The 15,504-nt window shown below is 71.9% G+C and carries 15 protein-coding genes; 6 read left to right on the top strand and 9 right to left on the bottom strand.

Translation table 11 applies throughout. The annotated features are described in order from the left end of the window. The gene (locus AC3ANS_RS04850) at positions 1-1,167 is read left to right on the top strand and encodes a class I SAM-dependent methyltransferase (RefSeq protein ID WP_488295037.1); all 1,167 of its coding nucleotides are present in this window, start codon (positions 1-3) and stop codon (positions 1,165-1,167) included. Between the two features lie 259 nt (positions 1,168-1,426). Here the strand turns inward: AC3ANS_RS04850 and AC3ANS_RS04845 are convergent, their stop codons facing one another. The 5 genes from AC3ANS_RS04845 to AC3ANS_RS04825 form a co-directional block, all read right to left on the bottom strand. Beyond that, the gene (locus tag AC3ANS_RS04845) at positions 1,427-2,014 is read right to left on the bottom strand and encodes a hypothetical protein (RefSeq protein WP_488295036.1); all 588 of its coding nucleotides are present in this window, start codon (positions 2,012-2,014) and stop codon (positions 1,427-1,429) included. Positions 2,015-2,210: 196 nt separating this feature from the next. Continuing rightward, positions 2,211-2,822, bottom strand: coding sequence for an MBL fold metallo-hydrolase (locus AC3ANS_RS04840; RefSeq protein WP_488295035.1), 612 nt, complete (start codon positions 2,820-2,822; stop codon positions 2,211-2,213). Beyond that, the gene (locus AC3ANS_RS04835; protein WP_488295034.1) at positions 2,822-3,919 is read right to left on the bottom strand and encodes an S-(hydroxymethyl)mycothiol dehydrogenase; all 1,098 of its coding nucleotides are present in this window, start codon (positions 3,917-3,919) and stop codon (positions 2,822-2,824) included. The genes AC3ANS_RS04840 and AC3ANS_RS04835 overlap by 1 nt, the downstream gene beginning before the upstream one ends. 95 nt (positions 3,920-4,014) lie before the next feature. After that, a complete protein-coding gene (locus tag AC3ANS_RS04830) occupies positions 4,015-4,611 on the bottom strand; it encodes a hypothetical protein (protein ID WP_488295033.1) in 597 nt (198 codons plus the stop codon). 47 nt (positions 4,612-4,658) lie between these two features. Beyond that, positions 4,659-6,077 carry a nitronate monooxygenase gene (locus tag AC3ANS_RS04825; protein ID WP_488295032.1) on the bottom strand — a complete coding sequence of 473 codons (1,419 nt, stop codon included), beginning with the start codon at positions 6,075-6,077 and terminating at the stop codon, positions 4,659-4,661. Between the two features lie 219 nt (positions 6,078-6,296). Between AC3ANS_RS04825 and AC3ANS_RS04820 the strand changes: the two genes are divergently transcribed. The 3 genes from AC3ANS_RS04820 (at position 6,297) to AC3ANS_RS04810 (ending at position 10,162) form a co-directional block, all read left to right on the top strand. Further along, on the top strand, positions 6,297-6,815 hold the full coding sequence (locus AC3ANS_RS04820) for a SigE family RNA polymerase sigma factor (RefSeq protein WP_488295031.1): 519 nt from the start codon (positions 6,297-6,299) through the stop codon (positions 6,813-6,815). Further along, a complete protein-coding gene (locus AC3ANS_RS04815) occupies positions 6,812-7,948 on the top strand; it encodes a hypothetical protein (protein ID WP_488295030.1) in 1,137 nt (378 codons plus the stop codon). The genes AC3ANS_RS04820 and AC3ANS_RS04815 overlap by 4 nt, the downstream gene beginning before the upstream one ends. 87 nt (positions 7,949-8,035) lie before the next feature. Beyond that, on the top strand, positions 8,036-10,162 hold the full coding sequence (locus AC3ANS_RS04810) for an MMPL family transporter (RefSeq protein ID WP_488295029.1): 2,127 nt from the start codon (positions 8,036-8,038) through the stop codon (positions 10,160-10,162). Between the two features lie 62 nt (positions 10,163-10,224). Here the strand turns inward: AC3ANS_RS04810 and tsaD are convergent, their stop codons facing one another. Next, complete coding sequence (gene tsaD, locus AC3ANS_RS04805; RefSeq protein WP_488295028.1) at positions 10,225-11,280, bottom strand: tRNA (adenosine(37)-N6)-threonylcarbamoyltransferase complex transferase subunit TsaD; 1,056 nt, start codon at positions 11,278-11,280, stop codon at positions 10,225-10,227. 4 nt (positions 11,281-11,284) lie between these two features. Beyond that, the gene (locus AC3ANS_RS04800) at positions 11,285-12,082 is read right to left on the bottom strand and encodes an AraC family transcriptional regulator (protein ID WP_488295027.1); all 798 of its coding nucleotides are present in this window, start codon (positions 12,080-12,082) and stop codon (positions 11,285-11,287) included. A 49-nt stretch (positions 12,083-12,131) separates the two neighbouring features. Between AC3ANS_RS04800 and AC3ANS_RS04795 the strand changes: the two genes are divergently transcribed. Together AC3ANS_RS04795 and AC3ANS_RS04790 are read left to right on the top strand one after the other, a co-directional pair. Then, on the top strand, positions 12,132-12,542 hold the full coding sequence (locus AC3ANS_RS04795) for a DUF2000 family protein (RefSeq protein WP_488295026.1): 411 nt from the start codon (positions 12,132-12,134) through the stop codon (positions 12,540-12,542). A gap of 82 nt (positions 12,543-12,624) precedes the next feature. After that, positions 12,625-14,286: an HAD family acid phosphatase gene (locus tag AC3ANS_RS04790; RefSeq protein ID WP_488295025.1), complete on the top strand. Its 1,662-nt coding sequence runs from the start codon at positions 12,625-12,627 to the stop codon at positions 14,284-14,286. On the opposite strand, the gene rimI is transcribed toward AC3ANS_RS04790, so the two are convergent. Then, positions 14,274-14,753 (bottom strand): ribosomal protein S18-alanine N-acetyltransferase, encoded by a 480-nt coding sequence (rimI, locus tag AC3ANS_RS04785; protein ID WP_488295024.1) that lies wholly within the window; start codon positions 14,751-14,753, stop codon positions 14,274-14,276. The two genes, AC3ANS_RS04790 and rimI, sit on opposite strands and share 13 nt — an antisense overlap. Then, the gene (gene tsaB, locus AC3ANS_RS04780; protein ID WP_488295023.1) at positions 14,750-15,400 is read right to left on the bottom strand and encodes a tRNA (adenosine(37)-N6)-threonylcarbamoyltransferase complex dimerization subunit type 1 TsaB; all 651 of its coding nucleotides are present in this window, start codon (positions 15,398-15,400) and stop codon (positions 14,750-14,752) included. Before tsaB ends, rimI begins: the two co-directional genes overlap by 4 nt. Positions 15,401-15,504: the final 104 nt, after the last annotated feature.

The following is a 15,504-nucleotide window of genomic DNA, read 5'->3' as shown; positions in this document are numbered from 1 at the left end:
ATGGACCTCGAGGCGTTCCGCTGGCTGCTGACCGCCGACGGCGACGAGCTGCTCCGGGCCGCGGCCGCCTCCGTCGAGGCCGGCGAGGACCCGCTGAGCTCCCAGACCCGGCTGCGGCGTACGGCGGATCCCGCGCACGTCGCGGCCGCGTTGACCCAGGCGACGCTGCGGGTGCGCGCCCGCGCGAAGTTCGGTGAGGACGCCGACCGCATGTACTTCACGCCCGACGGTCTCGAGCAGGCGACCCGGCAGCGGGTCGCCGCCCACCGGGCCGCCCGGCTGGTCGCCTCGTCCGCCGCGACGCTGGTCGACCTCGGGTGCGGGATCGGGGGCGACCTCGTCGCCGCCTCCCGCGCCGGACTGACCGCGGCCGGGGTCGACCTGGACCCGGTGCGGGTCGCGGTCGCCCAGGCCAACCTGGACGCACTCGGCCTGGCCGGCGCGGTGATGGTGGCCGACGCGACCACGCTCGACACCACACCGTTCGACGTCGCCTTCGCTGACCCGGCCCGGCGGTCCGCCCGCGGCCGGGTCTTCGACGTCGACGGCTGGACCCCGCCGTGGCCGTTCGTCGAGGGGCTGCTCACCCGCGACTCGTGCGTGAAGGTGGCCCCGGGCATCCCCCACGACCTCGTGCCGGCCGGGGTCGAGGCGGAGTGGGTCAGCGACCACGGAGAGGTCAAGGAGGCGGCGCTCTGGTCGGGCCGGCTCGCCACCACCGCGCGCCGCGCCACCGTGATCGGCGACGGCGGACTGGCCACTCTCACCGACGAGGACGACCCCGGGGCTGACGTGGGCCCGGTCGGGGCGTTCCTCTACGAGCCCGACGGTGCGGTGATCCGGGCCGGGCTCGTCACCGCGGTGGCCGCCGGGGTCGGCGGCCGGCTGGTCGACGAGCACATCGCGTACGTCGCCTCGGACTCGTCGTACCGGACCCCGTTCGCGCGGGGCTACCAGGTGCTCGAGGAGCTGCCGTACCGCGAGAAGGCCCTGCGCGCCGCGCTCCGGGAGCGGCGGATCGGACGACTCACGATCAAGAAGCGCGGCGTGGACGTGGTGCCCGAGCAGCTGCGCAAGCGGCTGGACCTCGCCGGCGAGGAGGAGGCCACCATCGTCCTCACCCGGGTCGCCGGCCACGGCGTGGCCCTGCTCGTCCAACCGTTCTGAGCTGCCTTCGTCTCCCGAGCTCGCTCGGGAGACGAAGACGCAGCAGCCAGGTCGAGTAGCCGCGCGAGTGAGGAACGAGCTCGCGACCGGCGTATCGAGACCACGGTCGCTCAGGGGTCTCGATACGCCGTCGCTCGTTCCTCACGACTGCTACTCGACCAACGAAGGCGGGATCGTTGCGCAAATGCACCATCTCCCGGGAGCCGAAGGGGGCTCCCGGGAGATGAGACTTCAGTTGCTGGTCAGTCCCTCAGGACGATCAGGCGACCGCGGCGCGAGCACCGGCCGGAGCGGTCTTCTCAACCTTGCGAGCGTGCCAGATGCCGAGGCCGAAGAGCACCAGCAGGGCAGCCGCGCCGACGAAGGCGGCGATCGCGGCGATGCCGGCGATGGTGCCGATCGTGGCGAACGCGTAGCCGTAGAGGAGCAGGCCGCGCAGGGTGTTGCCCATGAACAGGGTCTGGCGCAGACCGCCGAGGGCCTGGCCCTCAGGAGACGCCTTCTGCTCGTCGCTCATCTGCAGGAACTCGCCGCTGACCTCTTCGTAGGTGCGGTTGTCGCTCGCCGCGTTCATGTGGACCAGGATGTAGTGGTTCGCGAACGCCTTGGCCTCCGGGCCGGTGTCCATCTTGCTGCCGCCGTACTGCTTGAGGGCGGCGGCGTCAGCCTTGGGAAGGGCGGCGAGGGCGTCACCCTCGGGCATCGTGATGTCCTGCATGCTGAGCTGGTCGTGGACCTGGTCAGCGATGAAGGTGTTCGCCCAGGTGAGCAAGCCACCTGCAACGAGGAGGACGGCGGCGAGGGCCAGACCCGTCCACGAGATGAGCTTGTCGAATGCAGATCGCATCGTGGTGACTCCTAGTTTCGGGGCGGTGTCTCCGCCACATCTGCTTTGGTGACACCACCGTAAGAACTTGAACCCTGAACGAATCAGGGCCGGAGTCCTCGGACTCGGAGGCCCATCGGTCCCGATCTCCGGGACCTTCGGCGACCTGGATCCGGGACTGGTCCCAGCACAGCGCTGGGACCGGTCCCGGAGACACTCAGGTCTCGAGTCCCTTCCGCTCGGCCCCGATCGTCGTGTCGGCGCCGTGGCCGGTGTGGACGACGGTCCCGTCGGGCAGCGCGAGCAGGGCGGTCCGGATGGACTCCACGATCAGGTCCGGGTCGGAGTACGAACGTCCCGTGGCGCCCGGACCACCCTGGAACAGCGTGTCGCCGGTGAACACGCAGCCGAGCTCCGCGGCGTACAGGCAGACCGCGCCGGGAGCGTGCCCGGGCGTGTGGAGCACCCGCAGCGTGGTCCCGGCGACCGTGATCTCCAGGCCGTCCTCGAGGTCCAGGTCCCAGAGGTAACGCGTGTGCGTGAGCTCCCACAGGGGCCGGTCCGCGGGGTGCAGCATGATCGGTGCGACGACCTCCTCGCGCAGTGCCGGCGCCACACGCACGTGGTCGTCGTGGGCGTGCGTGCACACGATCGCCTTGACCTTGCGGTCCCCCACGACCGCGAGGATGTCGGCGACGTCGTGCGGGGCGTCGATGACCACGCACTCGCTGTCGTCGCCGACGACCCAGATGTTGTTCTCGACCTCGAAGGTCTCCCCGTCGAGCGTGAAGGTCCCCGACGTGACGCCGTGGTCGACCCGGGCCGCCATCAGAAGATCACCACCGAGCGCAGCACGTCGCCTCCGTGCATGCGGCCGAACGCCGCCTCCACGTCGCCGATGCCGATCTCCTCGGTGACGAACGCGTCGAGGTCGAGCCGGCCCTGCTGGTAGAGGTCGACGAGCATCGGGAAGTCGCGGCTGGGCAGGCAGTCGCCGTACCAGCTGGACTTCAGCGAGCCACCCCGGCCGAACAGGTCGATGAGCGGCAGGTCGGGCACCTTCATGTCCGGAGTGGGTACGCCGACGAGCACCACCGTGCCGGCCAGGTCGCGAGCGTAGAACGCCTGCTTCCAGGTCTCCGGACGACCCACCGCCTCGATGACCACGTCGGCGCCGAAGCCGCCGGTGAGCTCCTGGATCGCGGCCACCGGGTCGGTGCCGCTGGAGTCGACCACGTGGGTCGCGCCCAGCCGTCGGGCGGCCTCGAGCTTCTTGGGGTCGATGTCGACGGCGATGATCGGGGAGGCGCCAGCCAGCGCCGATCCCGCGATCGCGGCCACGCCGACACCACCGCAGCCGATCACGGCGACTGACTTGCCGCGGGTCACGCCACCGGTGTTGATCGCGGCCCCGATGCCCGCCATCACACCGCAGCCGAGCAGGCCGACGGCGGCCGCCCGGGCCGAGGGGTCGACCTTCGTGCACTGACCGGCGGCGACCAGGGTCTTCTCGGCGAACGCGCCGATGCCGAGGGCCGGCGACAGCTCGGTGCCGGCGTCCGGCCCCTCGGCGAGGGTCATCTTCTGGGTCGCGTTGTGCGTGGCGAAGCAGTACCACGGCTCGCCGCGACGGCAGGCGCGGCAGTCGCCGCACACGGCACGCCAGTTGAGGATCACGAAGTCGCCGGGCGCCACCGACGTGACGTCCGGGCCGACGGCCTCCACGACGCCCGCGGCCTCGTGGCCGAGGAGGAACGGGAAGTCGTCGTTGATCCCGCCCTCGCGGTAGTGGAGGTCGGTGTGGCAGACCCCGCAGGCCTGCACCTGCACCACCGCCTCACCCGGACCCGGGTCGGGGACGTTGATCGTGGTGACCTCGACGGGCTGTCCCTGGCCGCGGGCGACCACGGCCTTCACCTGCTGCATGCTGCTCCCTGGGGCGACGGTGTGCGTGACTGGTCCATGACCATGCAACCGTATGCGGCCCCCCTCGAACAGGGCCCGGAACCAGCTCCCCGGGGCTACTCCCGGCCCGGCAGGTGCTCGGTGCGTCCACCCATCCCGGCCTGCCGGATCAGCCCCGACACGAGCTCGTGCGCCTGGGTGATCGTGTCGTTCAGGGTGCTCAGTCCCGTCTCGATGTTGCCGGCCTCCAGCGACCACTTCGCCGCGACCATGCCCTGCACCAGCGAGTCGTTGATCTCGATCGCGTCCCGGTGCAGGAGCGCCGCACTCTCGAGGCGACGCCGCTCCGTCTCGACGCGGCGCAGCCGGTCGGTGGCGTCACCGAGGAGCACGCCCAGCAGCAGGATCGGCAGGATCCGCGACATCCATCCGGACGGGGTGAGCGACACGTCCCGGACCACCACCCACACGACGATGAGGAGCACCGCCGAGAGGCCCGCGACGGCTCCGGCGCGCCTGCCGAAGGCCACGGCGACGAGTGCGACCGGGAAGACGTACAGCATGGAGTAGGCGTCCTCGACGCGGCCGGTGCCGATGCGGAGCGCGAAGATCCCGGCATACATCGCGACGACCACGGCCCAGGTCAGCGGCGGCCGACGGCGAAACCAGGCGTCGGGCGACGACGCGTCGGCCAGCGGGGCGCGGAGGGTCATGGAGCCAGGATGCAGGATCAGTCGAGCCCAGCGCCGGAACGGCTGCGTCACCGACCCTCGATCCAGGCCACCGCCTGCGCGGCGGTCCAACCGGCGGGGTGACGGTCGAGCAGCCGTCGCGGGCCGTCCAGGTCTCCGCCGAGGGTGAGGAGATCGGGCTCCTGGTAGCCGTCCGGGCGCGTCTGGCCGAGCCCGATGTCCGCCGTGAGCGCGTTGCACAGGCACGCCCGGCCCTCGGTGTCGGCCACGTCGCCGCCCTTGCGCAGGTAAGCGTCCACCGGCTCACCCGGGCAGCGGTAGCCCACGCGGCCCGCCGCGGTGAGGTACGGCGTGCGCAGGTAGCCGAGGTCGCAGAGCCGCTCCCGTGCGCCGTAGACCTCGGGGTCGGCGAGGGTGCCCTCCACCTGGGCGACCTTGAACGGGAAGCCCGTCGGGGAGGACCTGACCCCTGTCTTCACGCGCAGCGTGCCACCGCCGAGCCCGCCGCGGACCCGGTCGAGCAGGTCGGGTCGCAGCCCGGACTCCTCCGCGAGCGCGAACAGGGTGCCGACCTGGACGCCCTCGGCGCCGAGAGCCCGGGCCGCGGCCAGCCCGTCCGGGGTGCCGTGACCGCCGGCCAGCCAGAACGGCAGCCCGAGGGCCGCGACCTTGTCGAGCGCGACCGCGTCGCGGGCGCCGTACACCGGTTCGCCGTCGTCGCCGAGGACCAGGCTGCCCCGCGGAGGCGCGTTGTGGCCCCCGGCAACGGGGCCCTCGATCACGAAGCCGTCGGGGCGGGTGATCTCGTCGCGGGCGAGGTAGGCGGCCAGCACGGTCGCCGAGACGATCGCGAGGAACCGGGGCCGGCGCAGGGCAGGGAGGCTCGCACCGAGCAGGTCCTGGGGGTCGACCTCGACGCGGTAGCGCTCGGGCGCGCCGTGCACGTCCACCCCCACCCCACCGACCTGGCCCCGGGCGAGGTCGGTGAGCAGCTGCGGGATCTCGCGGGGCACGCCGGCCCCCATCAGCACCACGTCGACGCCGGCCAGCATGGCGCCGAGCGCCGCGGCCGGAGTGGCCAGCTGGATCTTCTCGAGGTAGTTGATGCCGACGGTGCCGTCGTGGCCCTCCTTGGCGAGCCACACCTCGACGAAGTTGCCGACCACGGCGAGCTCCTGGGCGTGCCGGTGCGGCCGGAGTGCGGGTTTCGGGGTCGGTCGGTAGGGACGGCCCTCATCGCGGCCACCGGCGAGGAAGTAGCGGTCGAGCACGCGAGCGGCCATCGCCGGGTCGGGGAAGGCGGCGAGGGCTCGACGCACGTGCCCGTCCGGGTCGCCGTCCTGGAGCCGGCGCGCGACGGTCGCGTCGAGGGCGACCCCCGAGACGACGCCGAGCTGACCGGCCCGCGCGACAGCGCGGGCGAGCTGCCAGGAGGAGACGCCGACCCCCATCCCGCCCTGGATGATGGACGTCGTCGATGCCGGCACAGGCGCTCCTCAGGATCGGGTCACTACCCGGTCGAGGCTCCCAGGCGGGAGGACCAGACCACAGGGCCGAATGGCACTGGAACGGTGACCATCGGCGCTTGTCGGGCGATGCGGTCGGGGCACGCGGGCGAGATCCGGGCGCCAGCGGGGCGAGAATTGCAACCCTTCCGCGGGCGTTCGCGTCTGGGGGGTGTGCTGACACAAGCTCGAGGAGCCACGATGACGGACCGGGACGCCGACTTCACGGCGTACCTCCAGGCCCGCCAGGGACGACTGCTGAGGACGGCCTACCTGCTCACCGGCGACCAGCACCAGGCGGAGGACCTGCTGCAGACGTCGCTGGCCAAGCTCTACCTGGCCTGGGACAAGGTGCGTGATCGCGACTCCGTGGACGCCTACGTGCGCCGGATCATGGTCAACGAGAACAACTCGCTGTGGCGGCGCGGCTGGAAGCGCCGCGAGGCACCGACCGACACGGTGCCCGAGGGCCGCCCGTTCCACGACGCGTACGACGAGGGACTCGGCGCCGCGGTGTGGGACGTCGTCTCGACGCTGCCCCGCAAGGCCCGGGCCGTGGTCGTGCTGCGCTACTACGAGCAGCTGACCGAGGCCGAGACAGCCGACGTGCTCGGCATCTCGGTCGGCACCGTGAAGTCCCAGACCAGCCGGGCGCTCGCCGCACTGCGCGAGCGAACGCCCACCGACCTGAACCCCACCCACCGGGAGGAGGAGCGATGACCGAGGAGACGTTCGCCCGCGAGCTGGAGCGCCGCGCGGACCAGGCGTACGGCGGGGTGCACGACGCCCCGCTCACGTTCGAGGCGGTGCGCAGCGCCGCGCACGGCATCCGCCGGCGGCGCCGGGCCGGCGCTGTCGGCGCCGTCGCCGCCGCGGTGGTCGTCGCGGTGCTGGTGCCGGCCGTGCTCACCGGGGGCTCCGACCGCTCGCAGGGGCCCGAACCGGCGCCCTCGGCGCCCGCGGTGAACAGCACGTCCGTGCTCCACGACGGGGTCGTCACGCGACCTGACGGCAGCACGGTCCGGGTGGACGTGGACAACGCGAACGTCACGAACTACGGCGTCCTGACCGACGGGCGCCTGGTTGTCGCGCTGCAGGAGCCGTACGTCGTGCGGGTCTACACCGGCAACGGCAGCCTGCAGGCCGAGTACCCGGTGCAGAGCAACGCGATCACGATGAGCGCGGACGACAGCGTCGCGGCGTGGGTGGGGCAGGACTTCCGAGTCCAGGTGCTCGCCAGCGACGCATCGCAGCCCGCGGTCATGGCCGGCATCCCGATGGAGGGCGAGTCGCCCGGCAGCATCGACGCGGTGCTCGACGCCCAGCACCTCCTGGTCGGCGACTGGAACACCACGACCGGCGAGATCACTCCCGCTGGCTACCGCGAGCTGTCGACCAGCGAGCCGCTGCGAGTCTCCGACGTGAGTCCCGACGGGAAGCTCTGGGCCGTGCAGTACCCCGACCGGGCGGACCCGCAGTTCGGCTGCGCGGGCCTCTACGACCCGACGGCGGCGACGATGGTGGCCCGGAACTGCGACACGGCTCTCCTCCGGTTCTCCCCCGATGGGGAGCACCTCTCGGGCGCGAAGGGTGACGGCGGGACCTGGGGCACGATCGAGGCGTTCGACAGCCGGCTCCACCAGGTCGGGATGTTCGCGCCGGGCCAGGGCGTCGTCAAGGACTGGGCGTGGGCTGACGCCGAGCACCTGCTCGTCGCGGTCGGTGCGGGCAACGGCAACCCCCAGTGGACGCTCCAGCTCTCGACGCTCGACGGTCGGCAGGCTGACGTGGTCGAGGGATCCGTCGACGGGCCGATCCCGGAGATGGCGTCGGAATTCCTCCTTTCGGAGTAGCCGACGAGGTGTAGCCGAAAGTCGGAGGCACATGCCCCGCGGACGTCGCTAGGGTCAGGAACCGTGTTCGCCGCTCTTGGTCGCTTCGTGTCCCGTCGTCCCTGGTACGTCATCGCCGCGTGGGTGGTGCTCGCCGTCCTCGTGGTCGCGTTCGCACCAGCCCTGCAGACGACCTCCGACGAGTCGGACTTCCTGCCCGACCACTACGAGTCGATCAAGGCCGCGAAGATCCAGGACGAGAAGTTCCCCGGGGCCACCACGCCGGGAGCGATCCTGGTCTTCGAGCGCAAGGACGGCGGCAAGCTCACCTCCGACGACCAGGCCGCTGTGGACCAGATCGCGAAGGACCTCGGGCCGAAGCTGAACGACAAGACCTTCGTCCAGCAGGTCGCGACGACCGACCCCGAGGGCAAGCCCAACGTCTCCCAGGACGGCCTGGTGCAGATCGGCATCATCGGTCTCGCCGACAACGCCACCGGCTTCGACGACCAGGCCATCGCGGACGGCAAGGACCTGCGCAAGGAGCTCGAGCCGCTGATGAAGGGCTCGGACCTCGACGTACTCACCACCGGGTCGGTGCCTCAGAGCCTGGACTCCCAGGAGGAGGGCGACCGGACGCTGGCGATCGTCGCCATCGCGACGATCGTGCTGATCATTGTCCTGCTCGCGATCATCTTCCGCAGCGTGATCATCTGCCTGATGCCGGTGCTGATCGTCACGCTGGCCTCCTCGGTGGCCACCGGGCTGATCGGCTGGGCCAACGAGGCCTTCGACCTCAAGGCCGACTCCTCGATCCAGACGATCCTGGTCGTCGTGCTCTACGGCATCGGCACCGACTACATCTTGTTCTTCCTGTTCCGCTACCGCGAGCGTCGCCGGCAGGGCGAGGACACCCGCCCCTCGGTCGTGCACGCACTCGAGCGCGCCGGCGAGGCCATCGCGTCGGCCGGCGGCGCCGTCATCGTCGCCTTCATGGCACTCCTGTTGAGCTCGCTGAGCCTGTTCCGGGCGATCGGGCCGGCGCTGGCGATCGCGGTCGCCGTGACCCTGCTCGCCGCCCTCACCCTCGTGCCCGCCGTGGTCACCGTGCTCGGCCGGGCGCTGTTCTGGCCGTCGAAGAAGTGGCGCCAGGAGCCCGAGGGCGCCCGGTTCGCCCGAGTCGGCGCCGCACTGGGCCGTCACCCGGGGCGGTTCGCGCTCGCCTCCGGAGCCGTCATGGTGGCGCTGGCCGCCTTCGCGCTGAGCTTCAACCCATCGTTCGACTTCAACTCCAGCCTGCCCAAGGACGTCGAGTCGACCAAGGGCCTGGAGGTCTTCCAGGAGCACTTCGCCGCCGGCGCCAGCGAGCCGGTGCCGGTGGTCCTCGTCTCCGACGACGGCGCGCTCGACCAAGGGGCGCTGGAGACCTACCGCTCCGACCTCGAGGCGGCGGACGGCGTGACCAAGGTCTACCCCGCTGAGGTCTCGAAGGACGGTACGGCGGCGCAGTTCAGCGTCGTGCTCGACCACGACCCGGCCTCCGACGCCGCGCTCAACGACGTCAAGGGACCGGTCCGCACCGCCGCCCACGACTCGGCGCCGGACGGCACCGAGGCCTACGTGGGAGGTACGCCGTCGGTGTTCGCCGACCTGCAGAAGGCGATGGCCCGCGACTACTCCGTGGTGTTCCCGGTCGCCGCCCTCATCATCATGCTGATCCTGGCGCTGCTGCTGCGCAGCCTGGTGGCGCCGTGGTACCTGATGGCCGCGGTCGGCCTCGGCTTCGCCGCGACGCTCGGCGCGACCGTGGTGATGTTCCAGCACGTGCTGGGCCACGAGGGCCTCATCTTCATGCTGCCGATCTACATCTACCTGTTCGTCACCGCGCTCGGCACCGACTACAACATCTTGATGATCGCCCGGCTACGCGAGGAGGCCCGCGAGGGCCGCGACCCGCACGCGGCGGCGGCCGAGGCCATCAAGCACGCCGGCCCGACGATCGCGGCCGCCGGAGTCATCCTCGCCGGCACGTTCGCCTCGCTGATGCTGGGCGGCAACACGCTGATCCAGTCGATGGGCTTCGCGCTGTCGTTCGGCATCTTCGTGGCGGCGTTCGTGATGGCGATGTTCTTCACCCCGGCACTGACCGCGCTGATCGGGCACCGGGCCTGGTGGCCCGGCCACGGGGACGAGAAGAAGGCCGGCGAGGAGCCCGCCGCGGCCGATAGTCCCTGACGTCCGCGGGGTGTCCCTGGCCGGAGCACCCCGGAAACGTCAGGGACTACCCCCGCTGTCGATCAGACCAAGACCTCAGTGACCGGGAGCGAGGAGTCGGCGGGGAGGTCGAGCGCGGACGGTGTACGGCCGCGGGCGACCATCTCGGCGCCCAGCGCCGCGACCATCGCGCCGTTGTCGGTGCACAGCCCGGGGCGCGGCACGCGCACCCGGATGCCGCGCGCGGCGGCCCGCTCCTCAGCCATCGCGCGCAGCCGGGAGTTCGCCGCGACGCCGCCGCCGATGAGGATGTCCTCGATGCCCTGGCTCACCGCCGCGTCGATCGCCTTGCGGGTCAGCACGTCGCACACCGCCTCCTGGAAGCTCGCGGCGACGTCGTTGACCGGCACCGGCTCCCCCGACCGCTCGCGCGCCTCGACCCAGCGCGCGACCGCGGTCTTCAGCCCGGAGAACGAGAAGTCGAACCGGTGCCGCTCGAGGTCGCGGCGGCTGGTCAGGCCGCGAGGGAAGTCGATGTAGACGCTGTTGCCCTCGCGGGCGGCGCGGTCGATGTGCGGGCCGCCGGGGAACGGCAGGCCCAGCAGCCGAGCGACCTTGTCGAACGCCTCCCCAGCCGCGTCGTCGATGGTCGCGCCCATCGGGTCGACCCCGGTGGTGACGTCCTCGACGCGCAGCAGGCTGGAGTGGCCGCCGCTGACGAGCATCGCCAGGCAGGGCTCGGGCAGCGGGCCGTGCTCGAGCTGGTCGACCGCGACGTGGGCGGCGAGGTGGTTGACGCCGTAGATCGGCTTGCCGAGCCCGATCGCCAGCGCCTTCGCGGCGGCGACACCGACCATCAGCGCGCCGGCGAGCCCGGGCCCGCTCGTGACGGCGATCGCGTCGACGTCGTAGGGCCGGATGCCGGCGGTCTCGCAGGCCCGCTCGATCGTCGGCACCATCGCCTCGAGGTGCGCCCGGCTGGCGACCTCGGGCACCACGCCGCCGAAGCGCGCGTGCTCGTCGACGCTGCTGGCCACGGCGTCCGCGAGCAGCGTGTGGCCACGCACGATGCCGACCCCGGTCTCGTCGCACGAGGTCTCGATGCCCAGCACCAGGGGTGCGTTGTCGTCGCTGCTCACCAGGTCATTGTGCCGACCGGGCGTATGCCGCCGGCGTGACCCCCAGCAGCCGGCGGAAGTGGCGGGTCAGGTGCGCCTGGTCGTGGAACCCCACCTCGACCGCGACGTCGGCGGCCCGCTCCCCCGTGAGCAGCAGCCGCCGGGCGCGGTCCAGGCGCCGCCCGGTGAGGTAGCGGTGCGGCGGAATGCCGAACTCGCCGCCGAACGCCCGCACCAGGTGGGCCGGGTGCGCGCCGAGCACCCGCGAGGCCTCCGGCAGCGTGAGGCCGTCGACCACCCGGGCGTCGAGCAGGTCACGGAGCCGGTGCGCCAGCGGCCGGTCCCGGCGTACGACGGGGGCCGCCGTCGCCCCCGCCAGCCGCCGCTGCAGCGCGTCGACGACCAGCGCCAGCCGCACCTCCGCCTCGAACGCGTCGCCCGCCTGGGCCAGCGAGTCGTGCAGCTCGTCGACCTGGCGCCGCAACCCGGCCTCGGCCCATCCCGGGTGGTCGACCGCGGCGCCCACCAGCGCGACGTCGATCGTGCGCTCCTCGAGGTAGACCACCCGCTTGCGGAACCCGGTCGACTCGACCGACCGGCCGTCATGGGGCACGTGCGGGGGCAGCAGCGTGACCCGGTCGCCGAGCGCTCCGTGCTGGTGACGCTCCAGGTCGTAGCGCACCGTGCCGGTGTCGACGAGCAGCAGCGTCCAGGTGTCGTGGGTGTGGGAGGGGTACGCGTGCTCGGGGAAGTGGGCGTGCAGCACCTCAGCCACGCCGTCGACCGGCGGTCGCCAGGCGCGGATCGTCGGGCGCGGTGCCATGCAAGGAACGTACAAGACTCGTCCCGCTCCGGCGGCCGACGATCGAGTCATGGCATTCGACACCAAGATCGCCGTGCTCCTCCGCGACGACCTGGCCCCGTGGCAGCGGCTCAACGCCGCCGCGTTCCTCGTCAGCGGCGTCACCGCGCAGTGGCCGCAGCTGGTCGGGGAGCCCTACGCGGACGCGGACGGTACGCCGTACCTGGCGATGCTCGGCCAACCGATCCTGGTGTTCGAGGGCGACGCCGCCACCCTGCGCGAGGCGCACACCCGCGCTCTGCGCCGGGAGCTGACCGTCGGGGTGTTCACCTCCGACCTGTTCCGCACCGGCAACGACGAGGACAACCGGGCGGCGGTCCGGGCCGTCGGGCGCGACGACCTGGACCTCGTCGGCCTGGCCGTCCACGCGCCGCGCAACGCCGTGGACAAGATCGTCAAGGGCGCCCGGCTGCACCCCTGAGACGAGCGCTTGCGGGCGTCTTCCCCCTGTCCCCACCCGGGCGTACCTTGAGCCGGTCACCCCCGCACCTCAAGGAGCACGCATGCGATTCTCGGGACGCCCCCGGGCCCGCGCCCTCGTCACCGCAGCCTCGGCGATCACCCTCCTGGTGGGGACGGCGGCCACTGCCGACGCCCGCACCGACGACGCCACCCTCACGCCGCGCACGCACTTCGTGCTGCAGCCGCTCAACCCCGACGGGACCGCACCGGCGCCCGCCGCGAACGGCGAGGCGATCCCCAACATCGACTCGGTGAAGTCGACGATCCGCAAGTACTACAACGCCTCCAGCGCCGGCATCGCCGACAAGACGAGCTCGCCGTACATCACCGAGATGACCGGCATCGAGCAGGCGATCCTCGCCCAGCTGCCCGACCCCGCACCCGCTCCGCACCTCGCGGTCGTCTTCGACGCCGACGACACCACGTTGTGGACCTACGACATGGAGGACGGGGCGATGCACTTCAACTTCGACCCGGCCGTCCAGAACACCGACTGGGTGCTGCCGGGCAAGTTCCCCGCCACCCCGGGCATGGTCGACCTCGTCAAGGAGGTGCGGGACCGCGGCTACGACGTCTACGGGATCACCGGGCGCGGCGCCAGCCAGGAGCAGGCGACCCTCGACAACCTGACGAAGGTCGGCTACCAGGGCTTCACCGCCGACAACTTCTTCACGAAGTTCGACAGCACCTCGCCCAAGCCCGACTACCTGGACTGCCACACCAGCGTCGACCCCAACGACGACCCGGCCAAGTGCACGACGGTCGAGTACAAGGCGGGCACCCGCGCCCACATCGAGTCGACCGGTGAGACGATCGTGCTCAACATCGGCGACCAGTACTCCGACCTCCAGGGCGGGCACGCGCTGCACAACGTCAAGCTGCCGAACCCGACGTACTACCTGCCGAGCCCCGACATCCAGGGCGCGCCGGCGAGCGACGCCGACCTCACGCTGCCCACCGAGTTCGACATGGCCGCCGACGGGTCGAGCGGGCTGACCACCCCCGGGGACAAGATCCCGAACATCGACAACGTCAAGGGCGCGATCCGGGCCTACTACGGCGCCACCGGGGGCATCGCCGACAAGGACGCCTCGCCCTACATCACCCAGATGACGCAGCTCGCCACCACGTGGAAGCACCGGTTGACCAACATCTGCGCCAAGGGCGTCCGGGCCAAGCAGCGCCCGGCGGTCGTCTTCGACGCCGACGACACGACGCTGATGACCTACGACATGGAGGACGGGGCGATGCACTTCAACTTCGACCCGACCCTGCAGAACACCTGGGTGCAGGAGGGCCGCTTCCCGGCCACGCCGCGGATGCCCGGGGTCGTCGCGGCCGCCGCCAAGGCCGGCTGCAAGATCGTCGGGCTGACCGGCCGCAACAACGCCCAGCGGCTCGCGACACTCGACAACCTGGCCCGCTACTACCACGACGGCCAGGGCAACCCGCTGTTCAAGTCGGCGTTCTACTTCACGAAGTGGACGAGCACCGACACGCCGCCGGCGTACGTCGACTGCGGGCTGGACGGCGACGCCAGCAAGTGCTCGACGATCGACTACAAGGCCTCGACCCGCAAGTACGTGCAGGACAAGCTCCGCCTGCACATCGTCGCGAACTTCGGCGACCAGTACAGCGACCTGATCGGGGGCTCCTCCGACCGGGTCGTCAAGCTGCCGAACCCGACGTACTACCTGCCCTGAGCCGGCGCCGATGCGCCGCAGCCTCGCCCGAGGCTGCGGCGCATCACCACGGCCGTCGTCCCGTCGCGGTAATAGCGCCGGCGCCGGTCGATCTCGATGAACCCGCGAGCGGCGTAGAACGCGATCGCGCCCGCGTTGTCCTCGCGCACCTCGAGCAGCAGTCGGTCCGCGCGACCCACGCGGGCCAGGTCCACGACCGCGTTCACGAGCTCGCCGGCCAGCCCGCGACGGCGGTACGCCGGGTCGACCGCAATCCGCTGCAGCTCCGCAATGTCACCGGCGATGCTCGCGGCTGCGTGCGCCACGACCGTTCCGTCCGCCTCGGCGACCAGGTAGGCGACGGTCGGCAGGTTGCCGATCACTCCCTCGGCCACCAGCGCCTCGGACCAGGCGTCGTCGCCGAGGTTGTCGCGCTCGAGGGCGGCGATCGCTGGAACGTCGCCGGCGACCGCGAGCCGGACGATCACGAGACGCGCTTGGGGGCGTGCGGGGTCATCGCGTCCGGGCGGCGCAGGTAGAGCGGCTCGGGGTCGCACAGCTCGGCGCGCTCCTCCGCCACGACCCGCGCCAGCCACCCGGCGCTCGGCGCGGCGGGACCGGCGCGGTGCGGGAAGGCCTCCGGATAGAGCGCGCCCCCCTCGCCCACGACCCAGTCACCGGTCGCGAGATCGGCGGGCTTGCCGACCACCGGCCCGTCGAGGCGGGCGCCGTCGGCGTCGTACCTCGCCAGGTAGACCTCCTTGCGCCGGGCGTCCGTGGCGACAACGAACCCGTCGGCTCCGGCTGCCGGCACCGCACCGCTGTCGACGGCCTCGACCGCGAGGACGTCGAGGGAGCACACGCCGTACACCGGGATCTCGAGCACGAACCCGAGCGTCCGCGCGGTGACCAGGCCGACCCGCAGCCCCGTGAACGGGCCGGGGCCGACGCCGGCGGCGATCGCGGTCAGGTCCTGTCGGACGATCCCGGCCTCGGTCAGCGCCCGGTCGATCAGCGGAGCGAGCTGCTCGGCGTGCTTCATGGGCCGGTCGGCGCGGAGCTCGACGACGACATCCGTGCCGTCGTGGAGCGCGACGGTGACCAGGGGCGTGGCGGTGTCGAAGGCGAGGAGCACGGCCTGAGGCTAACGCGTGGGTGATTTCTGTCCGAGTTGTGGATCTGGTGTGACCCGGGCGTGGAAATCGCGCGCCTAGTGTTCTGGTTGTCGGCAGGGAGACC

The organism is Nocardia sp. 149-1B (assembly GCF_057747975.1).
Note: the sequence above shows the minus strand (reverse complement) of the source record. Positions and strands in the feature narration are given on the sequence as shown.